Source organism: Faecalibacterium sp. Marseille-P9590 (genome assembly GCF_017377665.1).
In the GTDB taxonomy this organism is placed as follows: Bacteria; Bacillota; Clostridia; order Oscillospirales; family Ruminococcaceae; genus Faecalibacterium.
Window position 1 is genome coordinate 18,849 of record NZ_JAFREF010000005.1, and the last position, 26,112, is coordinate 44,960.

Below are 26,112 nucleotides of genomic sequence, written 5' to 3' on the forward strand. Positions count from 1 at the left end.
AAAGGACTCTTCTGCCATGAACAAGCGTTTTGCAAGTCTGGCGGTCTCTGCCCTGCTGCTCGTCTCCCTGCTCAGCGTCCCCGCGCTGGCCGAGGGGACCGAGGCCGCTGCGGACACCGTCAGCGATGATCATGTCATCGTCACCCTGAACCCGGAGGCTGCCCTGCAGCCCGAAACTCCGGCGGAAGCCGCGGCTTCTGCCACCGAGACGGCTCAGGCTGACCCGGTCCCTTCTGCGGACGACGCAGAGGAGGCCTTGACCGCTGCAGAGGCCGAGGTCAAGGCCGATGACACCAAAGAGGAAGATAAGGACGAGCAGCTCACCTACGTCGCACTGGGCGACAGCATCGTGGCCGGCGTCGGCCTGGCCGATGTCCAGTACAGTGCGCGCTCCGGCTACAGCGTCGATATGACTCCCAACTTTCAGGGCTACTCTCCCAACTGCTATGTCGGCAAGGTGGCTGCAGCTCTCGGCCTCGACCGTGACCACGCCATCAACCTCGGCCTGCCGGCCCTGACGGCTCCCGACCTCGCGGACATGATCCGGTACGGCAAGATGCCCCAGATGAACATGGCGTCCGGCTGCGAGTACAACTACCCTGAGTTCCAGGACTACATCCGCAAGGCCGACGTCGTCTCCGTCCAGATCGGCTCCAACGACGCCTTCGTCCCCTGCATCGTGGCTCTGGGCAACGCCACCAACTGGAAGAGCGAGAAGCTGGCCGCTACCATTCTGGCCGGCGACCTGCGCAATGAAGGTTCCGGCTCCACCATGTCCGCCATCTACCGCAGCATCAAGGCGATGGACCTGACCAAGGCCGAGAGGGACGCCACCTGGAACCTGCTTTTCTCCGGCATGAGCAAGATCTGCGACGAGACTTACCCCAAGACCACCGCAGCCCTCATCTCCATCGTGCAGGAGATCCGCAATCTCAACCCGGATGCTCAGATCATCCTCGTGGGCTACACCAACCCTGTGCCGCTCATCCCCTGCTGGCGCAGCTACTTCAACAAGCTGAACAAGTTTGAGAAGCAGATCGCCAAGACTTATAACTTGACTTATGTGGCCATCCCCAACACGGAGACCACCCTCGACGTGCATCCCACCATCAAGGGCCACCAGTACATCGCCAACAAGCTCGTGAACGCCATCGAGAATCCGTAATCAACAAATACAGCAAAGCCCCCGTTTCCAGCTGGAAGCGGGGGCTTTTTCCTACAATACGTTATGCGGCCAGAGCCTTTTTGATGTTTTCAAAGACGGTGTCACTGTCCTCACAGCAGACCATGACCACCTCGCCGGTGGGGACAGTCGCCACGCGGGCAGCAGAAGCGATCTGGTACTGGTCTTCGAGGTAATGCTCCATGGACTTCTGCTGGCTCTGGACATAGGCATCCATCGCATCCACCACGTCCTGCGTCTTGCCCTCGGCGGGCTTGACGATGGCCACGCCGTAGACGCTGACCATCATGCCGGACACTGAGGCGGCGAAGTCGTCGTACATATCGTCCTCGAGGCCCAGCAGAGGCATCATCATGTTGGCCACCTCATCGGAGAGCTGGTCGGCCTCATACTCGGCGCTGTAGCCGTACTGGGCCGTGAACTTGCCGTCCTCGCCTTTGGTGAATATCATCTCATACTTGTTGTCCTCGTCGCTGCGGGCGTCGTGGAGGATCTGGGTGTAATCTTTCTTCGCGGCAGAAGACGCGCTGCCGGAGCTGCCCGACGCGCCGCAGCCCACCAGAGCCAGCAGCATGACGCCGGCCATCAGACAAGCAATGATACGTTTCATATTCAATTTATCCTTTCGTTCGCAGGGTGAGGTTTTCGGTGTGCAGTGATAGTATTTGATGTTTTATCCCTGCTATTCGGTAAACGACCCACGGCGGGCGAAAATTGCACCCACAAGTGTAACAGTTCTATGAACGCTTACAGCATCATGGCCTCAAGGTCACCGTGATTGACGGGCGTCGAGAGGATGATCTGGGTGCTGGTGGTGCCCAGCTTCTGGAACTGTAAGATAAGATGCTCCAGCTGGGGCATACTGCCGCAGCTCACCTTGATGAGGAAGGTGTAAGCGCCCGTGACGTGGTAGCACTGCAGCACCTCTTTGCTGTTCTTCATCAGCTCCACCAGCTCGTCCCGCTGGGACGGGGCCACCGAGAGGCTGATGAGAGCATCCACATAGACCCGGTCAGACGGGCGGTTGAGCATCACGGTATAGCCGCTGATGATGCCGTCCGTTTCCAGCTTGTGGATGCGGCTGGAGACAGCGGGACTGGTCAGCGCCACCTTTTCGGCGATCTCCTTCACCGGCATACGGGCGTTCTTTGCGAGGAGGGCGAGAATCTTGCGGTCCAAATCGTCCATAGGAAAAGTACTCCTTTTGAAATATGTTACATTACATAAATTTTTTTGAAAGTAAAGTTTTATTGTTGTAGCAATAGTACAAACCGTGCAAAAATCAGTTTTCGTTTTGCCGTCTTTAATTATATAAAGTTTTTGTCAAAAAGTAAAGTGCTAAATTAAAGCGAAACCAAATTTTTGCATTTGACAAGAAAACAAATTCGGGTATAATACATACTGCAAGGCAGCGTCACTAAAGTTCTGATGTACCGCCGGGGATCCCGGTGTTCGGGTACGATATGCTGCCGACTGATCACGCGATTCACCACTTTATATACTTTCCCACCCCTCTATACACAAAAACCCGCTGCCAGGCGGGTTTTTGTGTTTTATACAGGTTTTTATGGCTCTGCCAAGGCTCTCCCCTTGGGAGAGCCTTTTTAACTGTATCTTACACGCCAAAGGCCCCCATCTGGCAGATGCCGGATGGGGGCCTTTGGCTGTTTATACTTGAAAAGGGGAGGATAGCCTGATCATTCTTCGGTGCGGGTCTTCTTGAGCAGGCTCAGGATGACCGCACCCACGACGCTGCCGACCGCCAGAGCCACACAGTACATCACGGCGTGGTCAACGACCGGGAATACGAAGATGCCGCCGTGAGGGGCGCGGAGAGCGCAACCAAAGGTCATGGACAGCGCACCAGAGAGGGCTGCACCGATGACACAGCTGGGCAGGACGCGCAGCGGGTCAGCGGCAGCGTAAGGGATAGCGCCCTCGGTGACGAAGCAGAGGCCCATGATGTAGTTGACGATGCCGTTGCGGCGCTCGTCGGGAGTCCACTTCTTGGGGCAGAAAGTGGTGGAGAGGGCGATGGCGATGGGAGGCACCATGCCGCCCACCATGACAGCGGCCATGACCTCATAGTTGCCGGAGGCGAGGGCTGCGGTGCCGAAGACGTAAGCCGCCTTGTTGAAGGGGCCGCCCATGTCGATGCTCATCATACCGGCCACGATCGCGCCCAGCAGGACCTTGGAGGTACCGCCCATGGCGTTCAGCCAGTTGGTCATGGCGGTGTTGATCATGCCCATGATGGGGTTGATACCGCACATGACCACGCCCACGATGAGGATGCCGCCCAGCGGGTAGATGAGCATGGGACGGATGCCGTTCAGGCTGGCGGGGAGCTTCTCCGTGATTTTCTTGAGGAACTCCACCACATAACCGGCCACGAAACCGGCCAGCAGAGCGGCCAGGAAGCCGCCGGAGATGCCGGTGGTCTCACCAGCGGCGATACCGGCGAAGTTGGTGCCGTTCATGGCCAGCACGCCGCCTGCGAAGCCGACAGCCAGACCCGGACGGTCTGCGATGGACATGGCGATGAAGCCCGCCAGGATGGGGAGCATATAGCTGAAGGCCGCAGAACCCACCGTCTTGAAGAAGGCGGCCAGCGGAGTGTTCATGCCGAAGTTGGAGGGGTCAATGCTGTAATCGTCCAGCAGGAAGGCCAGCGCTATCATGATGCCGCCGCCCACCACGAAGGGCAGCATATGGGAGACGCCGTTCATCAGGTTCTTGTAGAGGCTGCGGCCAAAGCTGTCGGAGGCAGAAGCGTCCTCCGAGGCCTGTGCGCCGCCCTTAGCGTGGAACTCCGGCACCTCGCCGGAGGTTATCTTATGGATGAGCTCTTCAGGCTTGTGGATGCCGTCGTCCACGCGGGTGAAGAGGACCGGCTTGCCGTCGAAGCGGGCCGTCTCGATCTTCTTCTCCGCTGCCACGATGATGCCGTCGCAGTTTGCAATTTCATCTTTCGTCAGGAGATTCTTTGCGCCGTCGGAGCCGTTGGTCTCGACTTTGATGGTCACGCCCATCTTGGCACCGGCCTTGTTCAGGGCTTCAGCGGCCATGTAGGTGTGGGCGATGCCGTTGACACAGGCGGTGACGGCCAGCACACGGTAGCCCGCCTGCTCGATCTCCTGGTCGGTGAAGCTCTCGTCGCCGAACTGGGCTTCTTCCTGCGCGTCGATGGCGGCGAGGAAGTCTTCCGGGGTCTTGGCGGTGCGCAGCTTCTCCACGAAGTCCTCGTTCATGAGCATCTGCATCATACGGGCCAGCATATCCACGTGGAGGCTGCCGTTCTTAGGGGCTGCGATGGCAAACAGCAGATCGGTCTTGCCGTCGTCCTCGGCATTGTACTGCACCGGGGTCTTGAGGCGGAGGGCCGCCAGACTGGGCCGGGTCACGCAGTCGCACTTGGCATGGGGGACGGTGATGCCGTTATCCACATAGGTCGAGCCCTCGTCCTCGCGCTCATACAGGCCCTTTTTGTAGGCTTCCTTGTCTCTGATGTTGCCGTGGGTCGCCTGCAACTCCACCAGACGGTCGATGATCTGGCTGCGGTCCTGCTGGGCTTCGTCCAGCGCGATGGACTGTGCCGTGAACAATTCCGTGATTCGCATAGTGTGTCTCCTCTCCTTGTTTCCTTCTATCGCTCAAATCGTCGCCAGCAGGGCGTCGATTTTTTCCTTCTTTGCCAGCCCGAGGCTGAACGCAGTGGCACTGCCGCAGGCGGTACCCAGACGCAGGGCTTCCAGATAGCTGCCGCTGCGCAGGTAGCCTGCCACGAAACCGGCCACCATGCTGTCGCCTGCGCCCACGCTGTTGACCACCTTGCCCTTGGGCGTGCCGATGCGGTGGACCTCGCCCTTCTCGTCCAGCAGGAGCGCACCGTCACCGGCCATGCTCACCAGTACGTTCCGGGCGCCCTTTTCCTGCAGGGTGCGGGCGGCAGCGGTGATGTCGGCGTCGGTGGTAAGGGTGCGGCCCACGATCTCACCCAGCTCATGATTATTGGGCTTGATGAGGAAGGGGTGATACTGCAGCACATTCACCAGCAGGTCGCGGGTCGCGTCCACCACCGTATGCACACCGTGGCCTTCCAGACGGGCCAGCAGACGCTCGTAGGTGGTCTGGGGCAGGCTGGACGGGATGCTCCCCGCCAGAATGAGGATGTCGCCCTCGGCCAGCTTATCGAGCTGTGCTTCCAGCTGCTCCATGGCGCTCTCAGGGATGTCCGGGCCTGCGCCGTTCAGCTCCGTCTCCTGCCCCGCCTTTATCTTGACGTTGATGCGGGTCATGCCCTGCTCGAGGTGGATAAAATCGGTGTTGATGCCCTGCGCGGCCAGACCCCGCTCGAGCCACGCACCCGTCTCACCAGCCACAAAGCCCAGCGCCGTGTTCCGGCAGCCCAGCTCGGCCAGCACACCGGACACGTTGATGCCCTTGCCGCCCAGCACGCAGTCCTCGCCTTTGGCGCGGTTCACCTCGCCCACTTCCAGCGGCGTGTCCAGCCGCACGACGTAGTCGATGGCCGGGTTGAATGTCACGGTATAGATCATTCTGCTGCCTCCTTTACCAGAGTGAATTGTCTGTATTTCGGATTCGGACAATGATTCGTCAGGATAGCGCCGCCGGACAGCTCGGCGATGACCGCCGGGTAGATGCGGGCGAACTTCGAGTCATCCACGAGGAACCAGGCTTCTCTCGCCCGGCGCACGACCGCGGCCTTGACAGCCGCTTCCTCGGGGTCAGGTGTCGTGAATCCTGCGTCCAGCGCCACGCCGTTTGCCCCCAGGAACGCTTTCGTGAAGTTGTACTGCTGCAGGCTGTGGAGAGCCGCAGCGCCGATGATGGCCTCCGTCTCGGGCCGCAGCAGACCGCCCACCAGAAAGACCTTGCAGCCCTTCTGGGCCAGCAGACGGGCGTGAGCGACGCCGTTGGTGACATACCGGGCGTCCAGCGCCGGGCCGCTCAGCTCCCGGGCCAACGCCAGCGTGGTGCTTCCGGCGTCCAGAAAGACGAAATCCTCTGCGGTGATGAGGGCCGCTGCCGCCTTTGCGATGCACTTTTTCTGGACGACGGCCAGCGTTTCCTTTGCGGCCATCGTCGGCTCGTCGGCGAGGAACTGGCTGTCCGGCAGCGTTGCGCCGCCGTGTACCTTGTTCACCTTGCCCATCCTGTCCAGCTCGTTCAAATCGCGGCGGATGGTGGACTCGCTGGCATCCAGCGCCTCGCAGAGTTCCTGCACCGTCGCGGTGCGCTGCTGGCTCAGCAGCTTCATGATGCGGGAAAGCCGCTCCTCTGCCAACATCTTCATCCCTCCTGTTGCACGTTTCTGCTTGTGTTTGAATCGTTTTGACTGTTTCTGTCTGTATTATAGCAAATACTCCGTCAAAATCAATCACTTTCCGTCAGTTTATCTGCCAAAATATTTCCGTCAAAATCATGCATTCTGCACAAGAAGTGGGATACAACCCATAAAAGAGCACAAAAAATCCGCTCCGGAGCGGTCAGCTTCGGGGCGGATGACGGTTTTGTGGTTTGATTTGACCGTTTTTGACGGTTTTGGTTTTGCCGGAAATGATTTTTCCTTCCGGGTCGGATGCGATTTAAGCGTCCGAACGGGCGTAAGCGTTCTTCATGCCGCTGCTCAGCTCGAAGAGGACCTTATCCAGCGTATCGGAAGCCCGCTTCTTCAGCTCGGCAGCGATGGCGGTGTTGGCCTCCTCCCGCAGGGCGGCGCGCTGGCTTTCCTCGGCCGAAGTGATGTTCTTATCGTACTGGTTCAGCAGTGCGCGGCTGGCGGAGAGGGCGCCCTCCTCGTACCGCTCCACATGGATGAGGCTCTTGGCGTAGGAGGCATCGGCCATGGCGGCGATCATCCGGCTCACCCAGTAGAAGCTGTCGGTGGAGACTTCACCGGTGGTGCAGGCCAGATAGGCCGGGGTGCGCTCGACGTTGGCGTAGAACGGCACCATGGTATTGAAGGCATTGGAGGCGTAGGCGATCCACTCCACAGCGCGGATGTCTTCCGGCACATCAGGCCGCATCTGGATGAGGGCCATGAAGTCGTTGCGGTTGATGCCGATGGAGCGGTAAGCTCCCTTCATGCTCTTGTCGCCGTAGCTGGCGTAGGGGTCGAAGGGAGTCCCCTGATAGTGGGAGGACAGCACATACTTCACATCCTCCGGGGTCAGCTTCCGCTCCGGCACCATGCACCAGGGCAGGTCGTCCGAGCGGGGGCCGTAGTCAGCGGCAGGGCCGTCCCAGACCCAGGTGTTGGGATTGAGGTGGCGGAGCATGAACCATGCGCGGGGGGTGTTGTAAACGTGGTCGGCGTCGTCGTGGCTGCCGAAGGCGTCACGCGGATTCAGACGGCCATCCAGCGAGAGGTCGAGGTAGTTGTCCCGGATGAACTCCCTCAGGTCGGCAGAGCAGAGATAATTCTCCTGTGCGCCGAAAGCGTCGTCGAGGTCGAAGGCGTCGATGCCCAGCTGGTTCGGCATGACCACATAGGAGTCATCCGGCACACGGCGGGCCATCCAGTGGTGGCCGCCAATGGTCTCCAGCCACCAGATCTCGTCCACATCCTGGAAAGCGATGCCGTTCATCTCATAGGTGCCGTACTCTTCCAGCAGCTTGCCCAGACGGAGCACGCCCTCGCGGGCAGAATGGATGTAGGGCAGGACGAGGTAAACAATATCTTCCTCGCCGATGCCGCCGGGGACTTCCGGCTGTCCGTCTCTGGCGGGCTGGTAGACCACCAGCGGGTCTGCGCCCAGAACGCGGGGGTTGGAGGTGATCGTCTCGGTGGCGGTCATGCCGACATTGGCGGCGTTGACGCCCGAAGCAGCCCAGATGCCCTTGCCCTCCACGGCGTTGGGCATGGCGGTCATCCGCAGGGCATCGCCCGGCAGGGGAACTTCTACATGAGAGATGACCGACTTATAGACTGCCGGGTGCTCCTCCGGCTGAACGACAACGAACTTTTTCGCGGTGAAGTGGCCGGAGCCGGAATCGTCGTTCCGGGCGATCATGGTAGAGCCGTCATACGAGGCTTTTTTGCCGACAAGGATGGTAGTACAAGCCATAGCTGTTATCCTCCAAAATTTTACATCTTGTATGTATAGTGCTCATTTATACAGTTTCGCAGGCGCGTTTGTTCTGCAAAACCCATTGTATCGCGTTTGGCCTCCGAGCGCAAGCCCTTACATTTCACCAATGTAGGCAAAGCGCGGCTGACGCTTGCCGTCCCGCTCCACCTCTTCGGCCCACATAGCCGCCGGGCGCACCCAGAGCCCACCCTCGCCGTACAGAGGGCGGTAGACCACCATTTCCTCTCCGGTCTCGCTGTGGCGGGCCATCCCGATGACCTGATATTCGTTGCCCTTGAAGTGCCGGTAGCGGCCCGGCTTGATGTCGTATTGGAACTGGTACATAAAAACTCCTTACAAAAAGCCCGGCCGCAGACTGGTCTGCGCCGGACTTTTCCACTTGCTTCACCCCTGCGGGTGGAAATATTCGTAAATGGTCTGGGCCATCTGCCGCCCGACGCCGGGGGTGTTCTCCAGCTGGTCAGGGGTGGCCTCTTTGACGGCACCCACGCTCTTGAACTGGGTCATCAGGGCCTTGGCCGTCTTGGGGCCGACGCCCGGCACCTCGGTGAGGGTGGACGAATAACTCTTCTGCTTCATCTGCTGCTTGCGGTAGGCGTTGGCAAAACGGTGCGTCTCGTCCTGAATGGCGGTGACGAAGGTGAACGTCCCGCGGTTCATGTTGATGGCGATCTCCCGGCCTTCGCTGTCCACGATGGCGCGGGTGCGGTGGTGGTCGTCCTTCACCATGCCGTAGAGGGGTACATCGGCCAGTGCCGTCCCGGCCAGTGCGGCCTTCGCGGCGCTCACCTGCCCCCTGCCGCCGTCCATCAGCAGCAGGTCAGGCTTCTGGCCGAAGTAGTTGCTGCTCGGTTCGCCGTTTGCGGCCATTTCGGAATACTTTTCGTATTCAGCCGCACGGCGGGAGACGGTCTCCGCCAGCGAGGCGTAGTCATCGGTCCCGGCGACGGTCTTCATCTTGAACTTCCGGTAGCCCGCCTTGTAGGGCTTGCCGTCCCGGAACGTCACCATGCCGCAGACGCTGGTGCCGTCGCCCCAGTTGGAAATATCGTAGCTCTCGATGGTGCGGGGGGGCTTGGGCAGGCCCAGCACCTGCGCCAGCTCATCCAAAAGCTTTTCCTCCCGGGCATAGCGGCCGCTCTCGCGGGCCAGCCGCTCGACGGCGTTGGTGTGGGCCATCTCGACGAGGTGCGCCTTATCGCCCCGCTGAGGGACATAGAGCTGCACCTCGCTGCCCCGCTTCTCGTTGAGGGCCTGTTGCAAGGCGTCCACATCCGGCGGCAGCTCATCCACGGCGATGACCTTCGGTATCTGTTCATCGTCGAGGTAGTACCGGGGCAGAAATTCCTCCCGCACCGCCGCGATGTCGGCAGTATCGTGGAACAGAAACTCCCGTTTGTCGGTCAGCCGCCCCTCCCGGAAGCGGAGGACAGCCGCGCAGACGCTGCCGGGCGTACCCGCCAGCGCTACCACGTCCATCTCCACGTCGGGGTCAACCACGACCTTCTGCCCTGCCGTCACCTTGGTAATGGCGGCGATCTGGTCGCGGATGAGGGCTGCTGTCTCAAATTCCAGCCGGTCAGAGGCTTCCAGCATCCGCTCGTTGAGGGTTTTCAGAATATCCTTTTTGCCGTAGCGGATAAGGTGGACAGCGCTTTTGACGGCCTGCTCGTAGTTTTCACGGCTTATCTTGCCGCTGCACACCGCCATGCACTTGCCGATGTGGGCGTTCAGGCAGGGGCGGCCCCGGCCAATTTCCTGCGGGAAGCGCCGGCTGCACCGGGGCAGCAGAAAAGCATCCATCGCCGTCTCTGCCATCTGACGGGCCGCAAAGCTCGAGGTATAAGGGCCGATATACTCCGCGCCGTCATCCTCTTTTTGCAGCGTGAACGACAGCCGCGGCCACTCGTCCTTTGTCACCTTGATATAGCTGTAGCCCTTGTCGTCCTTGAGCAGGATGTTGTACTTCGGGGTGTGGGCTTTTATCTGGCTTGCTTCCAGCACCAGCGCCTCGAACTCGCTCTGGCAGACGATGACGTCGAACGCGTAGGCGTGGGCGATCATCTGGCTGACCTTGTTGTCGTGAGGCACACCCTCCCGGAAATACTGGCTCACCCGGATGCGCAGACGTTTGGCCTTGCCGATATAGATGATGGTGCCGCTTTTGTCCCGGATGATATAGACACCCGGCAGAAGCGGCAGCATACAGGCCTTTTTGTAAAGTTCTGCCTTGGTCATCAGGTGTTATGCCGGCCTTTCTGCATCATCTCGGTCTTGGCAATATTCGACGCCGCCAGCGCCAGACCGCACACGTCGAGGGCCACGCTCCACCACTTGGGCTTCCGCTCCGAGGTGAGCAGAAGGGTGATGTTGACGATGAGCGTCACCAGATAGACGCCAAAAAAGCAGTACCACGGCTTGCCGGAATCACAGAACTCGCCAAACTTGAACAGTGCTTCTTTCGTCGAATCTTTCATGAGGCTGCCTCCTTTATTCTGATGCATCATACCAAAAAAGCGGCAAGGATGACCCCCGCCGCTCATACACGAAATGGAACTGAATTACTCTGCGAAGCCGGACTCCACCAGCTTGATGAGGCCATCGACAGCAGCCTGCTCGTCTGCGCCATCAGCGATGATGCGGATGGTGGTGCCGCCCACGATGCCCAGAGACAGAACGCCCAGAAGGCTCTTAGCGTTCACGCGGCGCTCTTCCTTCTCGACCCAGATGGAAGACTTGAACTCATTGGCCTTCTGAATAAAGAAGGTTGCCGGACGGGCGTGCAGACCAACCTGATTTTCAACGGTAACTTCTTTGACGTACATAGTAAAACGCTCCTATCTATTATCGTTCTGGGGAATGCAATTATGTTTTGCGCCTGTTGCGTTGTGATTATTTTAACGCAAAGCGAAACCGTTGTACAGACCCCAGACGCATTTTTGGCGGTTTTCCCAAGGATGAGGGGGGCATTTTCCACCTTTTATACAAATACAACAAAATTATTCCCCCAGTGTTGGCGGGGTAATACAAAAGTTTTCAACATTTTTTCGACGGAGGGTCAGCACTCCGACTGTTTTTGTGCTTATCCGGCAGAGTATGACGTTTGCCGCAGACTCCGCTCAACCCTCGTACTGCATCCACAGCAGCGCGCATTTCTTTACAACAGAAGGGTATTCCGCAGGGTCAAATTCCATGTCTTTTTCGCCTGTGAATTTCCATCCCATCCGACGATAGAGAGCAATGGCGCGGGCGTTAGTGTCCAGCACGCTCAGGCGGGGATGCTCATACTCTTCCAGCTTTTTGCGGGCGAAGTCCAGCATTTTCTGGCCGATGCCCTTACCGCGGGCATTCCCAGACACAAAGAGATGCTCAATGCGGCCGGTCTTGTGGTCTACGCTCACCATGCCGTCCGGCACATCTTTCGTCGTGTGCAGGTAGCAGGCCCAGCCGCCTTTTTTCTCCGCCTTGAGCTGAGCGAGAAACTCCTCTTCTGTCAGGCTTGCACAATACTCTTCCGTCCAGTTTCCGGCGCAGACGGCGCGGCGTCCCTCCGCAAACAGCTTTGCCGCAGCGGCAAACTGTTCTTCCGTCTTGACGAGGCGGACATTCTCGCCCCGCTTCCACTTGGGCAGCTCGGTGATGGGGTGGCTCTCGCACCACTGCTCATACAGCTCCGGGCGGCGCAGACGGGTGCGCTCCCGGCTCTTTTCGCCCCGCCATGCGTCGATCTTCTGGTGGTCGCCGCCCAGCAGAACGTCGGGTACAGCGCGGCCCTCCCAGACCTCGGGGCGGGTGTACTGGGGGTATTCCAGCAGGCCGTCCCAGTAGCTCTCTTCCTCGTAGCCCTTCTGCTCCGCCAGAACGCCGGGCTTGAGGCGGAGGACGCTGTCGGCCACCACGAGGCTGGCCAGCTCGCCGCCGGTGAGGATATAGTCGCCAATCGAGATCTCTTCGTCCGCAAACGCTTCAATGACGCGCTCGTCGATGCCCTCATAGTGGCCGCAGACCAGCGTCAGGTTATCGTACTGGGCCAGCCTGCGGGCGTGCTCTTCGGTGTAACGCTGACCGCCCGCCGTCAAGAACACGATATGCGGGGCCGGGCGTCCCTGTTCCGCTACCTCTTTCTGGACGGCGCGCAGGCAGTCGGCGATGGGCTGGGCATAGAGCACCATACCGCAGCCGCCGCCATAGGGGTAGTCGTCGGTCTGCTTCTGCTTGTTGAGGGTGTAATCCCGGATCTGATGGCAGTGGGTCTCGATGTAGCCGCGCCTGGCTGCGCGGCCGATGATGCTGGCGTCCAGCACCTGCTGGCACATCTCAGGGAAAAGGGTCACGATGTCCACACGCATTCCCATCGCTCACTCCTCCTCCCGCTCACTGTCGAAATCGTCGTCCAGCAGGCCCGGGATGGGGGTGACGAGGATATAGCCTTCCGGCGGGTTGCGCTCTTTGAGAAAGGCGTCCACACCGGGGAACATATATTCCTTGCCGCTGGGGGACTTGACCGTATAAATGTCCTGTGCGCCGGGGTGGTCCACGCTGGTGACGACGCCGTACACCTTTCCGGTGTCGGCGTCCCGCACCTCGCAGCCGATGAGGTCGGCCACATACCACCGGCCCTCGGGCAGGGTGGCGTCGCTGCGGTCGAAGTAGAACACCTGACCCCGCAGGGCGCGGGCGGCGTCCATATCGTTCACGCCCTCCAGCTGGAGCAGCGCCATCTGCCCCTGCGGGCGGATGGAGGTGATATTATAGCACTTGCCGCCCTTTGCCGAGGCGTAGAGACGGCCCGTCTTTTTGAGGAAATCCACGCCGTCGCACCACAGCTCCAGCTTCATTTCGCCGCGCACACCGTGGGTGGTGACGACCTTGCCTGCTTCCAGATATTGCTGCATAAATTTGCTCCTGTATTATAGGTTCGTGTGTAGGTGCGCCCTCCGGCAGCTGCCTGCTATCGGCGATAGCAGCGCACTGCCGTTTACGGCAGCAAGAGCTTCCCTCGTCCAGCGTAGGCCTGACCGGCACGCCAGTGCCTCTCCCTATGGGAGAGGTGTCACCGAAGGTGACGGAGAGGGCAAGCCCGTTCATAAATCAAAAAGGCCCTTTGCCATTACAGCAAAGGGCCTGTAGGGTGCTTAGTCGATCTCAACAAGGACCTTTTCATCGACCCGCACAGCAGCCGCGCGCATCACCACACGAATGGCTTTTGCGATCCGGCCCTGCTTGCCGATGACACGGCCCATATCTCCCTCTGCCACGCTCAGGTGGTAGACGATGGTGCCGTCCTCACGGGGGGCGTCCACCGTGACCTTGACGGCGTCCTTATCCTCCACGAGGCCGCGGGCAACTGCCAGCAACAGCTCCTGCATGAGTCAGCCCTCCACCTTACAGAATGTTGGACTTCTTCAGCAGCACGCGAACGGTGTCGGTGGGCTGAGCGCCGTTGGCGATCCAGGCCTTAGCCTTCTCGCCGTCGATGCTCACGACAGAGGGCTCCTGGTTGGGATCGTAAGTGCCGATCTCCTCGATGAAACGGCCATCGCGGGGGAAGCGGCTGTCAGCAACAACAACACGATAGAAGGGAGCCTTCTTGGCGCCGACGCGGCGCAGACGAATCTTAACTGCCATGGTAATATCCTCCAAAAATTTCTTGTTCCCCGGTTTACGGGGGATTAAATCTATCTGTACAACCCCACAGCGGGGTGTATACCGGAATTATTTCATGCCTCTAAAGGCGCCCGGGTTGCCCATCAGGCCGCCCAGCTTGCGGGCAAAGCCCTTGGGGCTCTTCTTGAACTGCTTCATCATCTTCTGCATCATCTCAAACTGCTTGAGCAGCTTGTTGACATCAGACACCTGAGTGCCGCTGCCCGCAGCGATGCGGCGCTTGCGCTTGGGGTTGATGATGGAGGGGTCTTCGCGCTCGGCCTTGGTCATCGAGTAGATCATGGCCTCGATGCGGTCGAAGGCTTTCTCGTCGATCTGGCTGGCGTCGATGCCGGACATTCCGGGCATCATGCTCAGCATGGCACCCGCGCCGCCCATCTTGCGGATCTGGGCGAACTGGGCCAGCATATCGTTCATATCGAACTTGTTTTCCATCATCCGCTTGGCGGTCTCTTCGGCCAGCTTCTCGTCGGCGGCATCCTGTGCGCGCTCGATGAGGCTCAGCACATCGCCCATGCCGAGGATCCGGCTTGCCATGCGGGAGGGATGGAAGACTTCGAGGTCATCCAGCTTTTCGCCGGTACCCTGGAACTTGATGGGCTTGCCGGTGACAGACAGCACCGAGAGGGCTGCGCCGCCGCGGGTATCGCCGTCGGTCTTAGTGAGAATGATGCCATCGATGCCGACCGTTTCGTTGAAGGTCTTGGCGACGTTCACGGCGTCCTGACCGGCCATGGCGTCCACGACCAGCAGAGTCTCGTCCACGGGAACAGCCTCTTTGATCTGGACCAGCTCCTGCATCAGCACTTCATCGATCTGCAGGCGGCCTGCGGTATCGAGGATGATGATGTCGTTGCCGTAGTCCTTGGCGTGGGCCAGCGCCTTTTTGGCGATGGCAGGCGGCTTTTCGCCGGGCAGGGTGAAGACCGGCGCACCAGCCTGCTTGCCCACCACCTGCAGCTGGTCGATAGCGGCCGGACGGTAGATGTCGCAGGCCACCAGCATCGGGCGGCGGCCCTGCTTGATGTAGTATTTTGCAAGCTTTGCTGCGTGGGTCGTCTTACCGTTGCCCTGCAGGCCGCAGAGCATGATGATGGTCTGACCCTTGTTCTTGATGACCAGACGAGGCGCTTCCTCGCCGCCCATCAGGGCGACCAGCTCCTCGTTGACGATCTTGACGACCTGCTGGGCGGGGGTCAGGCTCTCCATGACCTCCTGGCCCATGGCGCGCTCGGAGACCTTTGCGCAGAAGTCCTTCGCCACTTTGTAGTTGACGTCAGCTTCCAGCAGGGCCATCCGGACCTCGCGCATGGCGGCTTTGATGTCCGCCTCGCTCAGTTTGCCGTGGCCGCGCAGCTTTTTGAACACACCGGCAAGGCGGTCGGTCAAAGATTCAAATGCCATTGTTCGGTGCTCCTCTCAAATCAGTTTTCAGCTCTCATTCACTTCGTCGATGGAGCGGATGAGCCCCAGCATCTTGTTCAGAGTGGCGGCATACTCGGTGGTGGTCAGCCGGGCGTTCGGGCCGGTACATTCAAACCGGGCGTCGATGACCAGCTGCTCCAGCTCTTCCAGTGTCTGCTGCACCCGGCGGTACCGGGCCGCGAAGCCGACCTTTTCTTCCAGCTCCTTGAGGGCCGTTTCGCCATGCTTGATGGCGTCCCGCGCCCCCTGCCGGGTGATGCCGAAGTTTTCTCCGATCTCGCTGAGGGAGAGGTCATCGTTGTAATACTGGCGCAGCATCTCGCGCTGTTTGGGCGTGAGCACTTCGCCGTAAAAATCGAGCAGATAGCCCATTTCAAAGTCTTTTGCCATGTTCTGTCCTGCTCTGACCTCCGCCGTTTGTAAAGGTTTTTTGCTTTACATACGGAGTATAGCAGACGGGGTGTCCCTTGTCAAGGACTTTTTGCGTCATTTTGCCAAATTTTCTTCCGATTTTTCTCTTTTCTGCCCAAGCCCTGCTTGACGCTTCCTCTCCTTTGCGTTAAAGTTATAGGCGTAAGCTTTCCCCCGGACGCGAAAGGAGACCGCCCGTGCCTATCTACCCCAACATCTACCAGACCCTGCTGCCCGGCCCCATCGTCGAGCTGCGGGGCTATCTTGCGGCCTGCGGGCTGCGGGGGCGGCTGTACGCCTATCTGAACTACAACGGCCCCACCGGCACGGCGCGGGACGAGCTGGCTGAGGGGATGCTGGCGCTGGCCCTTGAGCGCGGGGCGCTGACCCCCGGCCAGACCATCGTGGAGGCCGTGTCAGGGCCTTTTGCCACAGCGCTGACGCTGGCGGGGCTGACGGCGGGCCACCCGGTGACGCTGGTCATGCCGGAGGACGCCCCCGCCATGCGGCAGGAGAGCCTGCTACGCCTCGGAGCGCAGATCATCCATACCCCGGCCCAGGCGGGCCTTGCAGGCGCACGGGCGCTGGCAAAAGCCACCGCCGCCGAAAAGGGCTGGTACTATATGGACTGGCTCAACAACGACGACAACCCCACCTATCACCGCCGGGTGACGGGGCCTGCACTGGTGCGCTCCATCGCGCGGGAGGGTTCCAGCATCGTGGACAGCATCGTCATCGGCGTGGGCAGCGGCGGCACCATCACCGGCGTGGGCGAAACGGTCAAGGCGTGGACGAATGACGTCCGCATCGTAGCCGTGGAGCCTTACGAGAGTCAGGCCCTGACCAGCGGCCTCACCGGCTCCCACGGCATCCCGGACATCGGCTTCGGCCTCGTTCCCGGCAACTACAACTCCTATGTAGTGGACAACATCGCTGCCGTCACCACCGCCGATGCCGTCCGGGCGGCGCAGCGGGTCCTGCGCACCGATGCCATCCCGGCCTCCCCCAGCGCAGGTGCCGCCCTTCACGCAGCGGCCCGGCTTATCGCAAACGGCAAAAGCCGTTCGGCACTGGCCGTGTTCAGCGCACGCCAGAACATACTATAAAAGGGAAAAGAGAAGGAATCCATGACAAAAGACATGACGACCGGAGCCATCACGCCCCTTCTGGTCAAATTCACCATCCCGCTGGTGCTGGGCAACCTGTTTCAGCTCACTTATAACGCCGCCGACAGCATCATCGTGGGCAAATTTGTCGGCGAAGACGCCCTTGCCGCCGTCGGCACCTCCAACCCGCTGATGACGCTGGCCATCCTCTTCATCAACGGTCTCTGCCTCGGTGCTGGCATCCTTGTCAGCACCGCCTATGGTGCCGGAGACACCCAGCGCGTGGAGCGTCAGGTCTCCACCACTGCCATCGCAGGCACGGTGTTCTCGCTGGTCTTTTCGGCCCTCTGCGTCCTGCTGGCGACGCCGCTGCTCCGGCTGATGCAGGTTCCGGAAGAGATCCTGCCCATCGCGGTGCAGTACCTCCGCATCGTCTTTGCGGGCCTCATCTTCACCTTCTTTTACAACTTCCTCGCCGCCACCATGCGGGCGCTGGGCGACAGCAAGAGCGCCCTTTACTTTCTGATGATAAGCTCGGTGCTGAACATCGGCGGCGATCTCTTCTTTGTCGAGGTGCTGGGCTGGGGCAGCGAAGGCTGCGCCCTCTCCACCGTCCTCAGCGAGGCGCTCTGCTGTGTGCTCTGCGTCGTCTACATCCAGCTCAAAGTCCCCGTCCTTCAGCTGGGGCGGCGCTGGCTCGTCTTTGACGGCTCTCTGCTGCGCAGCACCGTCCAGTACGGCTGGACCAGCGCCATGCAGCAGGCCACCGTCCAGCTGGGCAAGATCGCCGTGCAGGCCATCGTCAACACTCTGGGCATCAACGCAATGGCCGCTTTCACCGCCGCCAGCCGGGTGGACGACTTCACCTATATGCCCCAGCAGAACATCGCCCACGCCATGACCACCCTGATGGCTCAGAACCACGGTGCCGGCAAAAAGGAGCGGGTGCGTCAGGGCTTTTTCTGCGGCCTGCGCATCGAGCTCATCTACGGTTTCTGCCTGATGGCCGTCTGCCTGCTCTTCGCCCGCCCCATCATCTCCCTCTTCGTGGATGACCCCGCCGTCATCGACCTGGGCGTCAAGTTCCTGCGGTGCGCCTCCTTCTTCTACCTGATGCCCGGCGTGACCAACGGCATTCAGGGCGGCTTCCGCGGCCTCGGCGATTTGAAGATCACCCTGAACAGCAGTATGCTCAACATGGGCTTCCGCGTGGCCGCCGCCGCTGTGCTGGTGCTGGTACTCAAGGTAGACCTTCAAATCATGCCTGTAAGCTACGGCATCGGCTGGCTGTCCATGCTGGTCTATGAGCTGCCCCTGCTCATCCGCTACATGAAAGAGGACAAGCTTTAACTCCGACAAAAAAGAGCAGGGCGTGCAGCCATATGGCCGCACGCCCTGCTCTTTTTCGCTTTCAGGCTATTTACAAGGAGTTACTTATTCTTGTACATTTCCTCGTAGTATTTCTGATAGTTGCCGCTGGTGATGTGCTCCATCCACTCCTCGTGGTCGAGGTACCAGTCGATGGTCAGGACGATGCCCTTCTCGAAGGGAGTCTCGGGATACCAGCCAAGGTCGTTCTTGATCTTGGTGGGGTCGATGCCATAGCGGCGGTCATGGCCCAGACGGTCAGCGACGTGCTTGATGAGGTCTTCGCTGATGCCGTCGTCCTTCAGGCGGTCGTGCAGCTGCTCGATGATGGTCTTGACGATGAAGATGTTGGGGCGCTCGTTGTGGCCGCCGACATTGTAGACCTCGCCCACCTTGCCGCCGTTGCAGACCATATCAATGGCCTTGCAGTGGTCCTCAACGTACAGCCAGTCGCGGATCTGCATACCGTCACCGTAGACGGGCAGCTGCTTGTGGTGCTTGACGTTGTTGATCATCAGCGGGATGAGCTTCTCGGGGAACTGGTAGGGGCCGTAGTTGTTGGAGCAGCGGGTGATGTTGATGGGCATACCGTAGGTGTCGTGGAATGCCATGACAAACATATCAGCGCTGGCCTTGGAGGAAGAGTAGGGGCTGTGGGGGCAGAGCGGAGTGGTCTCCATGAAGAAACCCTCAGCGCCCAGAGCGCCGTAGACCTCATCGGTGGACACCTGCAGATACTTCTTGCCCTCTTTCCAGGTCTTGGCCTCAGCGTCGTACCATGCTTCCTTGGCGCGCTGCAGCAGGTTGACGGTACCCATCACGTTGCTCTGGACGAAAATTTCAGGGTTCTTGATGGAGCGGTCAACATGGCTCTCCGCGGCAAAGTTGATGACGTAATCGAAATCGTACTTTGCAAACAGGCTCTCGACCAGCTCCTTGTCGCAGATGTCGCCCTGCACAAAGACGTGGCGGGGGTCGCCCTCAACGTCCTTCAGGTTCTCGAGGTTGCCGGCGTAGGTCAGCTTGTCGAGGTTGACCAGCAGGATCTCGGGGTACTTCTTGAGCATATAATGCACAAAGTTGGAACCGATAAAACCGGCGCAGCCGGTGATCAGATATTTTTTCATAATAAGATTTTCCTCTTAAATTAAGCTTTCATCCCATTGTCGCCGTCCCAGTGCTCGAAGAAGCAGGCCAGCGCATCTTTCCAGTCGCGGACATCGTTGCCGACGGTGCAGCGGAGCATCCGGTTGTCCAGAGCGCTCCACTTGGGGCGGTCAGCGCTGTCCGGGTGCTTTGCCTTGTACTCTTCGCTGGTGCAGGGAGCCACGGTGGCGTCCACGCCGGACAGGCGGATGATCTCCGATGCGAAATCATACCAGGAGCAGATGCCCTCGCCGGTGCAGTGATACAGGCCGTACTCGTGGGTCACGCAGAGCTGCAGGATCTCGTGGGCCAGATCGACAGCGTTGGTCGGGTTGCCACACTGGTCGTTGACGACTTCCAGCTTGCCGAACTTCTTGCCGGCGTTCACGATGGTCTTGACGAAGTTTTTGCCGTAGTAGCTGTAGAGCCAGGCCGTGCGGACGATGAAATGGCGGTGGCAGAACTGCTCCACATACTTCTCACCCATGAGCTTGGTGGAGCCATAGGCGCTGATGGGGCCGGGAATGGTGGCCTCATCCTGCGGAATGCCGCCGTTCTCACGGCCGGAGAAGACATAGTCCGTAGAGACGTGTACCAGACGTGCGCCGGTCTTGGTGGCGGCCTGTGCCAGATTGCGGGGGCCGATGGCGTTGGCCTTGAAGGCAGCGTCATGGTTCACCTCGCAGCCGTCCACGTTGGTGAAAGCGGCGCAGTTGATGATGACGTCCGGGCGCTGGCGGCGGATGAAGTCATCCACCATCTTGTAGTTGGTGATGTCCAGCTCCGGCAGGTCCACCGGAATGACCGTGGCGTTCACCAGCTTCTCGGGGATGGGGCCAAGCTCACTGCGGCCTTCCCGGAGCTGCTTGATGATCTCGGTGCCAAGCTGGCCTCTGCAGCCGGTAACAATGATTTTCATGCGGATACCGCCTCTCTTAATACTTCAGTTTGCCGTCGGCCACATTCTTGAGGTGCTGGCCGTAGGGGCTCTTGCCGTAGCGTTCTGCGCTTTCCAGCAGGGTGTCGCGGTCGATCCAGCCGTACTTGAATGCGATCTCCTCGGGGGCGCTGATCTTGATGCCCTGACGCTTCTCGATCATCCGCACAAAGTCGGCTGCCTCCACGAGGCTGTCCATCGTGCCGGTGTCCAGCCATGCAAAGCCGCGGCCCAGCAGCTGGACGTCCAGCTCATCCTGCTTGAGGTACATATCGTTCAGGGTCGTGATCTCCAGCTCACCGCGGGCGGAGGGCTTGACCTGCTTTGCCATCTTAACGACTTCCTTGTTGTAGAAGTACAGGCCGGTGATGGCGTAGTTGCTCTTGGGGTGCTGGGGCTTCTCCTCGACGCTCAGCACCTTGCCGTTCGCGTCGAACTCCACGATGCCGAAGCGCTCGGGGTCCGGCACATAGTAGCCGAACACGGTGCAGCGGCCCTTGTTCTCGGCGTTGGAGACAGCATTCTTCAAAATCTTGGAGAAGCCGTTGCCGTAGAAGATGTTGTCGCCCAGGATCATTGCACAGCAGTCGTCGCCGATGAACTCTTCACCGAGGATGAAAGCCTGAGCCAGACCGTCCGGGGACGGCTGGACCTTATATTGCAGATGGATGCCGTACTGGCTGCCATCGCCCAGCAGCGCCTCGAAGCGGGGCGTGTCGGTGGGGGTCGAGATGATGAGGATGTCCTGGATGCCCGCCAGCATGAGGGTGGACAGAGGATAATAGATCATCGGCTTGTCGTAGACGGGCAGCAGCTGTTTGCTGGTGACCATCGTCAGCGGATAGAGCCGGGTGCCGGCACCGCCGGCCAGAATGATACCTTTCATTTTTGTGCACTCCTTATATTATGAAATAAAAAAGTTGTGCAGCTTGTACAAGGCCCGGCAGCGTATCCGCCGGGTCCTGTATGGATTCAAAGCGGAGCTGCGTCCGCTGTAAACAATGTTGGTGGTAATACGCCGCCAGCCGCCGGGCTTCCCGCGCCACGCGCGCTGGCAGGATCTCGCTATGCACTACTGGCAAGCTTGCGATAGTATTACACCTTATTCTACTATCAAATCGGAAAAAAAGCAAGGAAAGAGCGCCCTCCACAAAAATTTTTGCGGAGGGCGCTCTTTTGTTTCATCAGCGAGGCTCAGAACTTGAACCCCCACTTGTGGAAGTACCGCAGCAGGCTCCCGGTCTGCCACAAAAAGGGCTTGAGGCTGCGGTGGGCTGCACGATGCCACGCATGGATGGCGGTGTACTGCGGCACAAGATAGGCTTTGCCGGTGGTTCGCATCTTCTGGGTCAGGTCGGCATCCTCCACATACATGAAGTAGTGCTCATCGAAGCCGCCTACGGCCTTGAACTCCGCTGTCCGCACAGCGGAAAAGCTGCCAGTGCAGAACTCGATCTCAACGGGAGCGGACAGATCCTCCCCCTCCATCAAATACGCACGGTTATATTTCTCCCAGAATTTCAAAAACGGCAGTTGGCGGTAGACCATGGGCCGCAGCGCACAGCGCCGCAGCGGCAGGCTCTGGAGCCGGCCATCCGGGAAGCGCAGCCCCGGCCGGGCCATCACAGCATCCGGGTGAGCGGCCATCCAGTCGGCCAAATCGCTGAGGGTATCGGCGGTGAGCTGGATGTCCGGGTTCAGGATAAAGTGATAGTCGCTCGTCAGCTCCGGCAGGACGGTGTTGTGTCCGGTGCCGAAACCGCCGTTCTCCTTGCGGCAGCGCACCTCGACTTTCTGGCCGGGCTGAGTGCTCAAAGCGCCGCCCTTCACGGCGGCTTCCAGACGTGCGCCGCTGCCGTCGGGGCTGGCGTTGTCCACCAGATAGAGGGTCAGCGGGTGGCGGCGGGTGTATTGCAGCACCGTCTGCGCCGCCTTGAGGGCTTCGTCGCAGCCGTTATAGACAACGATACAGGCAGAGAGTTCCAAGTTCGTTCTCCTTATCATTCCAGCGGTAATATCTTCAGGCTGAAATCTTCGCGCTGGATGTCGAAGTTGGGGTTGGTGCAGGGGTCGCCCGCAGCCAGCAGATCGCCCCAGCGGGCCTGAAAACGCAGCACCTCGCCCTGAAAACGCTTCTGCTTTTCGGGGTTGTCCTCCATGCCGCGGCTCTTGCTCTCGTAGTGGTAGAGCTGGGCAAACGGGGTGAAGACGTTGGTGTAGCCTGCCTGACGGACGCGGACGCAGAAGTCCACATCGTTGAAGGCCACGGCATAGCTCTCGTCCAGACCGCCCACTTCGTCGTAGATCTCCTTGCGGATGAGCAGGCAGGCGGCGGTGTCAGCGTAGACGTCCTGCACATAGTTCAGGCGGCCCATATAGCCGTCGGAGCTGGCGGGATAGTACTTGTGCAGATGGCCCGCCACGCCGCCGATGCCGAAGCCGACACCGGCGTGCTGGATGGTATCGTCCGGGTAGAGCAGCTTTGCGCCCACGCAGCCCACCCGCTTCTGCTGGGCATACATGACCATCTCTTCCAGCCAGGCGGCGGTGATGACCTCGGTGTCATTGTTGAGCAGAAGCAGATACTCACCGGTGGCGAACTTCTCGCCGAAGTTGTTCAGGGCGCTGTAGTTGAAGCCCTTGCCCTCCCAGGTGACGACCTTGAGGTTATCGGGGTGCTCTTTCTGCATCCGCTCGTAGGTGCGGAAGGTCTCGGGGGCCTTGCTGTTGTTCTCGATGAGGATGATCTCAAAATCCGGGTAGGTGGTGCGGGCGTAGATGGACTCCACGCAGGTCTCCAAGTCGCGGATGTGGTCGCAGGTGGGGATGAGGATGCTCACCCGGCCCGGATGGGCAATGGTGTAGTCAGTCTTGTAGTAGCCCGGCGTACCCGGGATGAGGGACACATCGTCCACGGCGACACCGCAGCGGGCGTAATGAGCCTTGAGGGCAGCAATGCCCGCGTCGATGCAGTAGGTCTTGGCGGAGATGTCGCTGGCCGTGCTGCCGGGGCTGGAACGCCAGTAATAGAGGGCATGGGGGATGTGGACGATCTTCCGGGCCGTCTCGGTCAGGCGGAGGAAGAGCTCGTAATCCTGACTGCCGTTGTACTCCATCCGCTCCGGGCCGCCTGCGGCGTCCATCAGCCGGCGGCTGAAGAGGGTCAGGTGGCAGATATAGTTGTTGGAGCGGAGGTTGTCCAGCATGAAATCCGGCTTGAAGTGGTAGAGCACCACATTCTCCACCTTGCCCTCGAAGGTCGCCTCATCGGTATAGACGAAGTCGGCTCCCTGCTCGGCGATGGCCTTGGCCGCGTACCAGAGGGCGCAGGGGTGGAGGATGTCGTCGTGGTCCAGCAGGGCGATGAAGTCGCCGGTGGCCATCTCGATGCCCTTGTTGGTGTTGCCGGGGATGAGCTCATTCTTCTCCAGCTTCCTGTAGCGGATACGAGGGTCCACAGCGGCGCGCTGCTGCACCATCTCGCCCACACCCGGGGCAGTGCCGGCATCCACACAGCAGAGCTCCCAGTTGCGGTAGGTCTGGTTCACAACGGAATCCAGCAGCTCTTCGAGGAAGTCCAGCGGGGTGTTGTAGAGCGGCACCACGATGCTGATTTTGGGGCCTGCGGGCTGGTCGTCTACCTGCCGCACCAGCAGTTCCACCGGTGCGAACCGGTCGGCGCGCATGACTTTGCCCGGGAAGAGGGCGGCGTACTCGCGGCGGGCGCGGGCCTGTTCCCGCACACCCTCGATGCCGCCGCTGCGCAGCTCCCGCAGGAGCACGAAGAGGGGCAGAGTGTGCCAGAGCTGGCGGCTCTTGCTGACGACATAGCGCATGGGCCAGGTCATCTTCCAGAACTTCGAGCCGGTCACCTCGCCGAGCGTCTTTTCCAGCTGCTGCTCATGGCTGCGGCTGAGCGAAAGGTCGGTGCGCAGCCGGGCGATGAGCTCGGCTTCCTCGCCGCAGGTGCGCTCGGCGCGCACCATCCGGTCACGCAGGATGTCCATTTCCATCTCGTAGCCCCGCACCATCTTCAGCTGGGTGGGCTGACTGGTGCAGAACAGCGCCGACGGCTGAGCGCGGCCCTTGCTGCGCCAGCCAAAATCGCGGAAGTATCCCCGCTGAGCCAGCTGCTCGGCCCAGCCCGCCATAACGGTGCTCTCATCGCTCACCAGCAGCACCCGGGCGGGCAGCGTCTCGGGCAGCGTTTCCCACGCGGGGTCTGCCACCACCAGAAGCTCTGCCTCAGAGCTCTCTGTCCACTCTTCTGCCTCCACACCTGCACTGTGCAGGGCTTTCGTCAGCAGGGGCATCTGCTCTCCCAGCAGGGCCGCCGAGGCGGGGTTTGCCTCCTCCGCGATGCGCTGCGCCAGTGCGCGGCAGCGATCCCGCTCCCGCTTTTCTTTCTTTTCCTTCTCCAACTGCATTCCGTTCTCTCCACCTGTTGTTCTTTATCGTATCGCTCCCGCTCTGGAGCGTGAAACGCGAAATAGTCTGTCTCTTGTGTACAAGCGTGTACAGTATACCAAATCACGTCTCATTTGAGAAGTATTTTGCGCAATTCCTTTTGATTTTTTACATGCCCAGCAGGCGGCGCAGCCAGCCGAACAGACCGCCGCCGGAGCTCGTGCCGCTGCCCACCGTCCGGATGGAAACGCCGGAGTAGTAGTGCTTCAGGATGTCGCGGTAGCCCATCCCCTCCTCGGCGGCGTAGCCCACGGCGCCGCACTGGCTCATGCCCACGCCGTGGCCGAAGCCGTAGTAGTACATACAGGGTACGCCCGTTGCATCCGTGCTGAAATCGAAGCAGTAGCGGGAGGACACGAACTGGCCGATATATCGGTAGCTGCGGCCATTGGACACCAGCGTATTGTACTGGACGAAGCCGCCGAGGTCTTTGTGGGTGGTGTCGGCGCTCTGGTAGGGCTCACCGGTGCGGCTGTCGTTGTACTCGACATAGTCATAATCCTTGCCGATGATGCGGCGCATCTTCTCGTGGTACTGGCGCTCATAGGGGCTTTCCACGCTCTTAAGGTAAGGCACGTCCGAGCCCCAGGCGTCGAGGCTGGAACAGGTGCCGTAGACGCCGGTCTGGGTGTTGTAGCCCGCGCTGGCCGACCAGACGGCGTCGATGACGCTGCCGTTGTAGGTCAGCACCTCATCCTTCACCGACTCCACCGCCTTGCGGATAGCCGACCGGGCCGAGGACGGGATGTTCTCCACGGGGGTGTAGATGAGGGCGTTGGCCGAGGAGCCGTACTGCTTATGGTACTCGAGGTAGGAGTGGATGGCCACGGCCTGGGCCTTCCACGCCTCCTGCGCGGCGCTGGCGCTGACATAGCTGCCGATGGAGCCAAGCTCGGTGTAGGTGATGCCCACCAGGCAGTCCACGAGGTCCAGCGACACATTCCGGCGCAGGCCCTTGCCCTTGATGTTCAGATAGGGCAGTGTGATCTTATCTTTGGAGCCGAAGAGCCAGCTCAGACAATTTTCCTCTTCCTCAGGGATAAGGGTGGTGTTTGCACCGCCAATGGTGGTGGCTCCGGGTGCGGCATCCTCGGCGAACGCCGCCGGGACAGCCACGCACAGCATCACAGCTGCCAGCACCAGCGCCGTCAGACGGCGCGCGAAACTCAGACTCTGCTTCACGGTCATTTCCTCCTGTGGTTTCTGGATCTTTTCATAGTTATTATCAGTGTAACACACTGCACCCCCGACGGCAAGGACGGAAGTTGTGCAAAAATGTGAAAAGAC

Annotated in this window: 25 protein-coding genes; 3 read left to right on the plus strand and 22 right to left on the minus strand. The window is 60.3% G+C overall.

The genetic code is table 11. The features are described 5' to 3' along the window. Positions 1-16: 16 nt before the first annotated feature. Entirely contained in the window at positions 17-1,165 is a 1,149-nt protein-coding gene (locus J3349_RS07490) for a GDSL-type esterase/lipase family protein (protein ID WP_207676970.1), read from the plus strand. Positions 1,166-1,226: 61 nt separating this feature from the next. Here the strand turns inward: J3349_RS07490 and J3349_RS07495 are convergent, their stop codons facing one another. The 16 genes from J3349_RS07495 to J3349_RS07570 form a co-directional block, all read right to left on the minus strand. Continuing rightward, positions 1,227-1,793 carry a DUF4358 domain-containing protein gene (locus J3349_RS07495; protein ID WP_158395052.1) on the minus strand — a complete coding sequence of 189 codons (567 nt, stop codon included), beginning with the start codon at positions 1,791-1,793 and terminating at the stop codon, positions 1,227-1,229. 137 nt (positions 1,794-1,930) lie between these two features. Beyond that, positions 1,931-2,371 (minus strand): Lrp/AsnC family transcriptional regulator, encoded by a 441-nt coding sequence (locus J3349_RS07500; RefSeq protein WP_015565596.1) that lies wholly within the window; start codon positions 2,369-2,371, stop codon positions 1,931-1,933. Positions 2,372-2,880: 509 nt separating this feature from the next. Further along, a complete protein-coding gene (locus tag J3349_RS07505; protein ID WP_158395053.1) occupies positions 2,881-4,803 on the minus strand; it encodes a fructose-specific PTS transporter subunit EIIC in 1,923 nt (640 codons plus the stop codon). 33 nt (positions 4,804-4,836) lie between these two features. Then, positions 4,837-5,742 (minus strand): 1-phosphofructokinase, encoded by a 906-nt coding sequence (gene pfkB / locus J3349_RS07510; RefSeq protein WP_207676971.1) that lies wholly within the window; start codon positions 5,740-5,742, stop codon positions 4,837-4,839. Beyond that, positions 5,739-6,500, minus strand: coding sequence for a DeoR/GlpR family DNA-binding transcription regulator (locus J3349_RS07515; protein WP_242699570.1), 762 nt, complete (start codon positions 6,498-6,500; stop codon positions 5,739-5,741). Before J3349_RS07515 ends, pfkB begins: the two co-directional genes overlap by 4 nt. A 292-nt stretch (positions 6,501-6,792) precedes the next feature. Further along, on the minus strand, positions 6,793-8,274 hold the full coding sequence (locus J3349_RS07520; RefSeq protein ID WP_207676972.1) for a C69 family dipeptidase: 1,482 nt from the start codon (positions 8,272-8,274) through the stop codon (positions 6,793-6,795). A gap of 117 nt (positions 8,275-8,391) precedes the next feature. Next, the gene (locus J3349_RS07525; RefSeq protein ID WP_207676973.1) at positions 8,392-8,622 is read right to left on the minus strand and encodes a DUF1653 domain-containing protein; all 231 of its coding nucleotides are present in this window, start codon (positions 8,620-8,622) and stop codon (positions 8,392-8,394) included. A gap of 60 nt (positions 8,623-8,682) precedes the next feature. Beyond that, entirely contained in the window at positions 8,683-10,536 is a 1,854-nt protein-coding gene (gene uvrC, locus J3349_RS07530) for an excinuclease ABC subunit UvrC (protein WP_207676974.1), read from the minus strand. After that, on the minus strand, positions 10,536-10,775 hold the full coding sequence (locus J3349_RS07535; RefSeq protein ID WP_158395057.1) for a hypothetical protein: 240 nt from the start codon (positions 10,773-10,775) through the stop codon (positions 10,536-10,538). The genes uvrC and J3349_RS07535 overlap by 1 nt, the downstream gene beginning before the upstream one ends. An 84-nt stretch (positions 10,776-10,859) precedes the next feature. After that, on the minus strand, positions 10,860-11,123 hold the full coding sequence (locus tag J3349_RS07540) for an HPr family phosphocarrier protein (protein ID WP_005920365.1): 264 nt from the start codon (positions 11,121-11,123) through the stop codon (positions 10,860-10,862). A gap of 294 nt (positions 11,124-11,417) precedes the next feature. Beyond that, positions 11,418-12,653, minus strand: a complete 1,236-nt coding sequence (gene trmD / locus J3349_RS07545; protein WP_158395058.1) for a tRNA (guanosine(37)-N1)-methyltransferase TrmD — start codon at positions 12,651-12,653, stop codon at positions 11,418-11,420. A gap of 3 nt (positions 12,654-12,656) precedes the next feature. Further along, the gene (gene rimM, locus J3349_RS07550; RefSeq protein ID WP_158395059.1) at positions 12,657-13,193 is read right to left on the minus strand and encodes a ribosome maturation factor RimM; all 537 of its coding nucleotides are present in this window, start codon (positions 13,191-13,193) and stop codon (positions 12,657-12,659) included. A gap of 240 nt (positions 13,194-13,433) precedes the next feature. After that, the gene (locus J3349_RS07555) at positions 13,434-13,667 is read right to left on the minus strand and encodes a KH domain-containing protein (protein ID WP_015565586.1); all 234 of its coding nucleotides are present in this window, start codon (positions 13,665-13,667) and stop codon (positions 13,434-13,436) included. A gap of 16 nt (positions 13,668-13,683) precedes the next feature. Next, positions 13,684-13,926, minus strand: coding sequence for a 30S ribosomal protein S16 (rpsP, locus tag J3349_RS07560; protein ID WP_015565585.1), 243 nt, complete (start codon positions 13,924-13,926; stop codon positions 13,684-13,686). Between the two features lie 87 nt (positions 13,927-14,013). Beyond that, a complete protein-coding gene (gene ffh / locus J3349_RS07565) occupies positions 14,014-15,369 on the minus strand; it encodes a signal recognition particle protein (protein ID WP_158395060.1) in 1,356 nt (451 codons plus the stop codon). Between the two features lie 27 nt (positions 15,370-15,396). Beyond that, on the minus strand, positions 15,397-15,780 hold the full coding sequence (locus J3349_RS07570) for a sigma factor-like helix-turn-helix DNA-binding protein (protein WP_149794382.1): 384 nt from the start codon (positions 15,778-15,780) through the stop codon (positions 15,397-15,399). A 218-nt stretch (positions 15,781-15,998) separates the two neighbouring features. On the opposite strand from J3349_RS07570, the gene J3349_RS07575 reads away from it, so the two are divergent. Together J3349_RS07575 and J3349_RS07580 are read left to right on the plus strand one after the other, a co-directional pair. Next, positions 15,999-16,907 carry a pyridoxal-phosphate dependent enzyme gene (locus J3349_RS07575; RefSeq protein WP_207676975.1) on the plus strand — a complete coding sequence of 303 codons (909 nt, stop codon included), beginning with the start codon at positions 15,999-16,001 and terminating at the stop codon, positions 16,905-16,907. Positions 16,908-16,928: 21 nt separating this feature from the next. Beyond that, the gene (locus J3349_RS07580; RefSeq protein WP_207676976.1) at positions 16,929-18,257 is read left to right on the plus strand and encodes an MATE family efflux transporter; all 1,329 of its coding nucleotides are present in this window, start codon (positions 16,929-16,931) and stop codon (positions 18,255-18,257) included. 80 nt (positions 18,258-18,337) lie between these two features. Here the strand turns inward: J3349_RS07580 and rfbB are convergent, their stop codons facing one another. The 6 genes from rfbB to J3349_RS07610 all read right to left on the minus strand — a co-directional run bounded on the left by rfbB (position 18,338) and on the right by J3349_RS07610 (position 26,013). Continuing rightward, positions 18,338-19,402 (minus strand): dTDP-glucose 4,6-dehydratase, encoded by a 1,065-nt coding sequence (gene rfbB / locus J3349_RS07585; protein ID WP_158387884.1) that lies wholly within the window; start codon positions 19,400-19,402, stop codon positions 18,338-18,340. 20 nt (positions 19,403-19,422) lie between these two features. Beyond that, positions 19,423-20,340: a dTDP-4-dehydrorhamnose reductase gene (gene rfbD / locus J3349_RS07590; protein ID WP_207676977.1), complete on the minus strand. Its 918-nt coding sequence runs from the start codon at positions 20,338-20,340 to the stop codon at positions 19,423-19,425. A 16-nt stretch (positions 20,341-20,356) separates the two neighbouring features. Next, on the minus strand, positions 20,357-21,244 hold the full coding sequence (gene rfbA / locus J3349_RS07595; protein ID WP_158387888.1) for a glucose-1-phosphate thymidylyltransferase RfbA: 888 nt from the start codon (positions 21,242-21,244) through the stop codon (positions 20,357-20,359). A 308-nt stretch (positions 21,245-21,552) separates the two neighbouring features. Then, positions 21,553-22,344 (minus strand): glycosyltransferase, encoded by a 792-nt coding sequence (locus J3349_RS07600; protein ID WP_207676978.1) that lies wholly within the window; start codon positions 22,342-22,344, stop codon positions 21,553-21,555. A 14-nt stretch (positions 22,345-22,358) separates the two neighbouring features. Then, a complete protein-coding gene (locus J3349_RS07605) occupies positions 22,359-24,785 on the minus strand; it encodes a glycosyltransferase family 2 protein (RefSeq protein WP_207676979.1) in 2,427 nt (808 codons plus the stop codon). Between the two features lie 148 nt (positions 24,786-24,933). Beyond that, positions 24,934-26,013 carry a SpoIID/LytB domain-containing protein gene (locus J3349_RS07610; RefSeq protein WP_207676980.1) on the minus strand — a complete coding sequence of 360 codons (1,080 nt, stop codon included), beginning with the start codon at positions 26,011-26,013 and terminating at the stop codon, positions 24,934-24,936. Positions 26,014-26,112 lie beyond the last annotated feature (99 nt).

Excerpts from the sequence above, each read along its gene's own strand:
- J3349_RS07490 (WP_207676970.1), top strand. The coding sequence starts at position 17 with ATGAACAAGCGTTTTGCAAGTCTGGCGGTCTCTGCCCTGCTGCTCGTC.
- J3349_RS07495 (WP_158395052.1), bottom strand. The coding sequence starts at position 1,793 with ATGAAACGTATCATTGCTTGTCTGATGGCCGGCGTCATGCTGCTGGCT.
- J3349_RS07500 (WP_015565596.1), bottom strand. The coding sequence starts at position 2,371 with ATGGACGATTTGGACCGCAAGATTCTCGCCCTCCTCGCAAAGAACGCC.
- J3349_RS07505 (WP_158395053.1), bottom strand. The coding sequence starts at position 4,803 with ATGCGAATCACGGAATTGTTCACGGCACAGTCCATCGCGCTGGACGAA.
- pfkB (WP_207676971.1), bottom strand. The coding sequence starts at position 5,742 with ATGATCTATACCGTGACATTCAACCCGGCCATCGACTACGTCGTGCGG.
- J3349_RS07515 (WP_242699570.1), bottom strand. The coding sequence starts at position 6,500 with ATGAAGATGTTGGCAGAGGAGCGGCTTTCCCGCATCATGAAGCTGCTG.
- J3349_RS07520 (WP_207676972.1), bottom strand. The coding sequence starts at position 8,274 with ATGGCTTGTACTACCATCCTTGTCGGCAAAAAAGCCTCGTATGACGGC.
- J3349_RS07525 (WP_207676973.1), bottom strand. The coding sequence starts at position 8,622 with ATGTACCAGTTCCAATACGACATCAAGCCGGGCCGCTACCGGCACTTC.
- uvrC (WP_207676974.1), bottom strand. The coding sequence starts at position 10,536 with ATGACCAAGGCAGAACTTTACAAAAAGGCCTGTATGCTGCCGCTTCTG.
- J3349_RS07535 (WP_158395057.1), bottom strand. The coding sequence starts at position 10,775 with ATGAAAGATTCGACGAAAGAAGCACTGTTCAAGTTTGGCGAGTTCTGT.
- J3349_RS07540 (WP_005920365.1), bottom strand. The coding sequence starts at position 11,123 with ATGTACGTCAAAGAAGTTACCGTTGAAAATCAGGTTGGTCTGCACGCC.
- trmD (WP_158395058.1), bottom strand. The coding sequence starts at position 12,653 with ATGGGAATGCGTGTGGACATCGTGACCCTTTTCCCTGAGATGTGCCAG.
- rimM (WP_158395059.1), bottom strand. The coding sequence starts at position 13,193 with ATGCAGCAATATCTGGAAGCAGGCAAGGTCGTCACCACCCACGGTGTG.
- J3349_RS07555 (WP_015565586.1), bottom strand. The coding sequence starts at position 13,667 with ATGCAGGAGCTGTTGCTGGCAGTTGCCCGCGGCCTCGTGGAGGATAAG.
- rpsP (WP_015565585.1), bottom strand. The coding sequence starts at position 13,926 with ATGGCAGTTAAGATTCGTCTGCGCCGCGTCGGCGCCAAGAAGGCTCCC.
- ffh (WP_158395060.1), bottom strand. The coding sequence starts at position 15,369 with ATGGCATTTGAATCTTTGACCGACCGCCTTGCCGGTGTGTTCAAAAAG.
- J3349_RS07570 (WP_149794382.1), bottom strand. The coding sequence starts at position 15,780 with ATGGCAAAAGACTTTGAAATGGGCTATCTGCTCGATTTTTACGGCGAA.
- J3349_RS07580 (WP_207676976.1), top strand. The coding sequence starts at position 16,929 with ATGACAAAAGACATGACGACCGGAGCCATCACGCCCCTTCTGGTCAAA.
- rfbB (WP_158387884.1), bottom strand. The coding sequence starts at position 19,402 with ATGAAAAAATATCTGATCACCGGCTGCGCCGGTTTTATCGGTTCCAAC.
- rfbD (WP_207676977.1), bottom strand. The coding sequence starts at position 20,340 with ATGAAAATCATTGTTACCGGCTGCAGAGGCCAGCTTGGCACCGAGATC.
- rfbA (WP_158387888.1), bottom strand. The coding sequence starts at position 21,244 with ATGAAAGGTATCATTCTGGCCGGCGGTGCCGGCACCCGGCTCTATCCG.
- J3349_RS07605 (WP_207676979.1), bottom strand. The coding sequence starts at position 24,785 with ATGCAGTTGGAGAAGGAAAAGAAAGAAAAGCGGGAGCGGGATCGCTGC.
- J3349_RS07610 (WP_207676980.1), bottom strand. The coding sequence starts at position 26,013 with ATGACCGTGAAGCAGAGTCTGAGTTTCGCGCGCCGTCTGACGGCGCTG.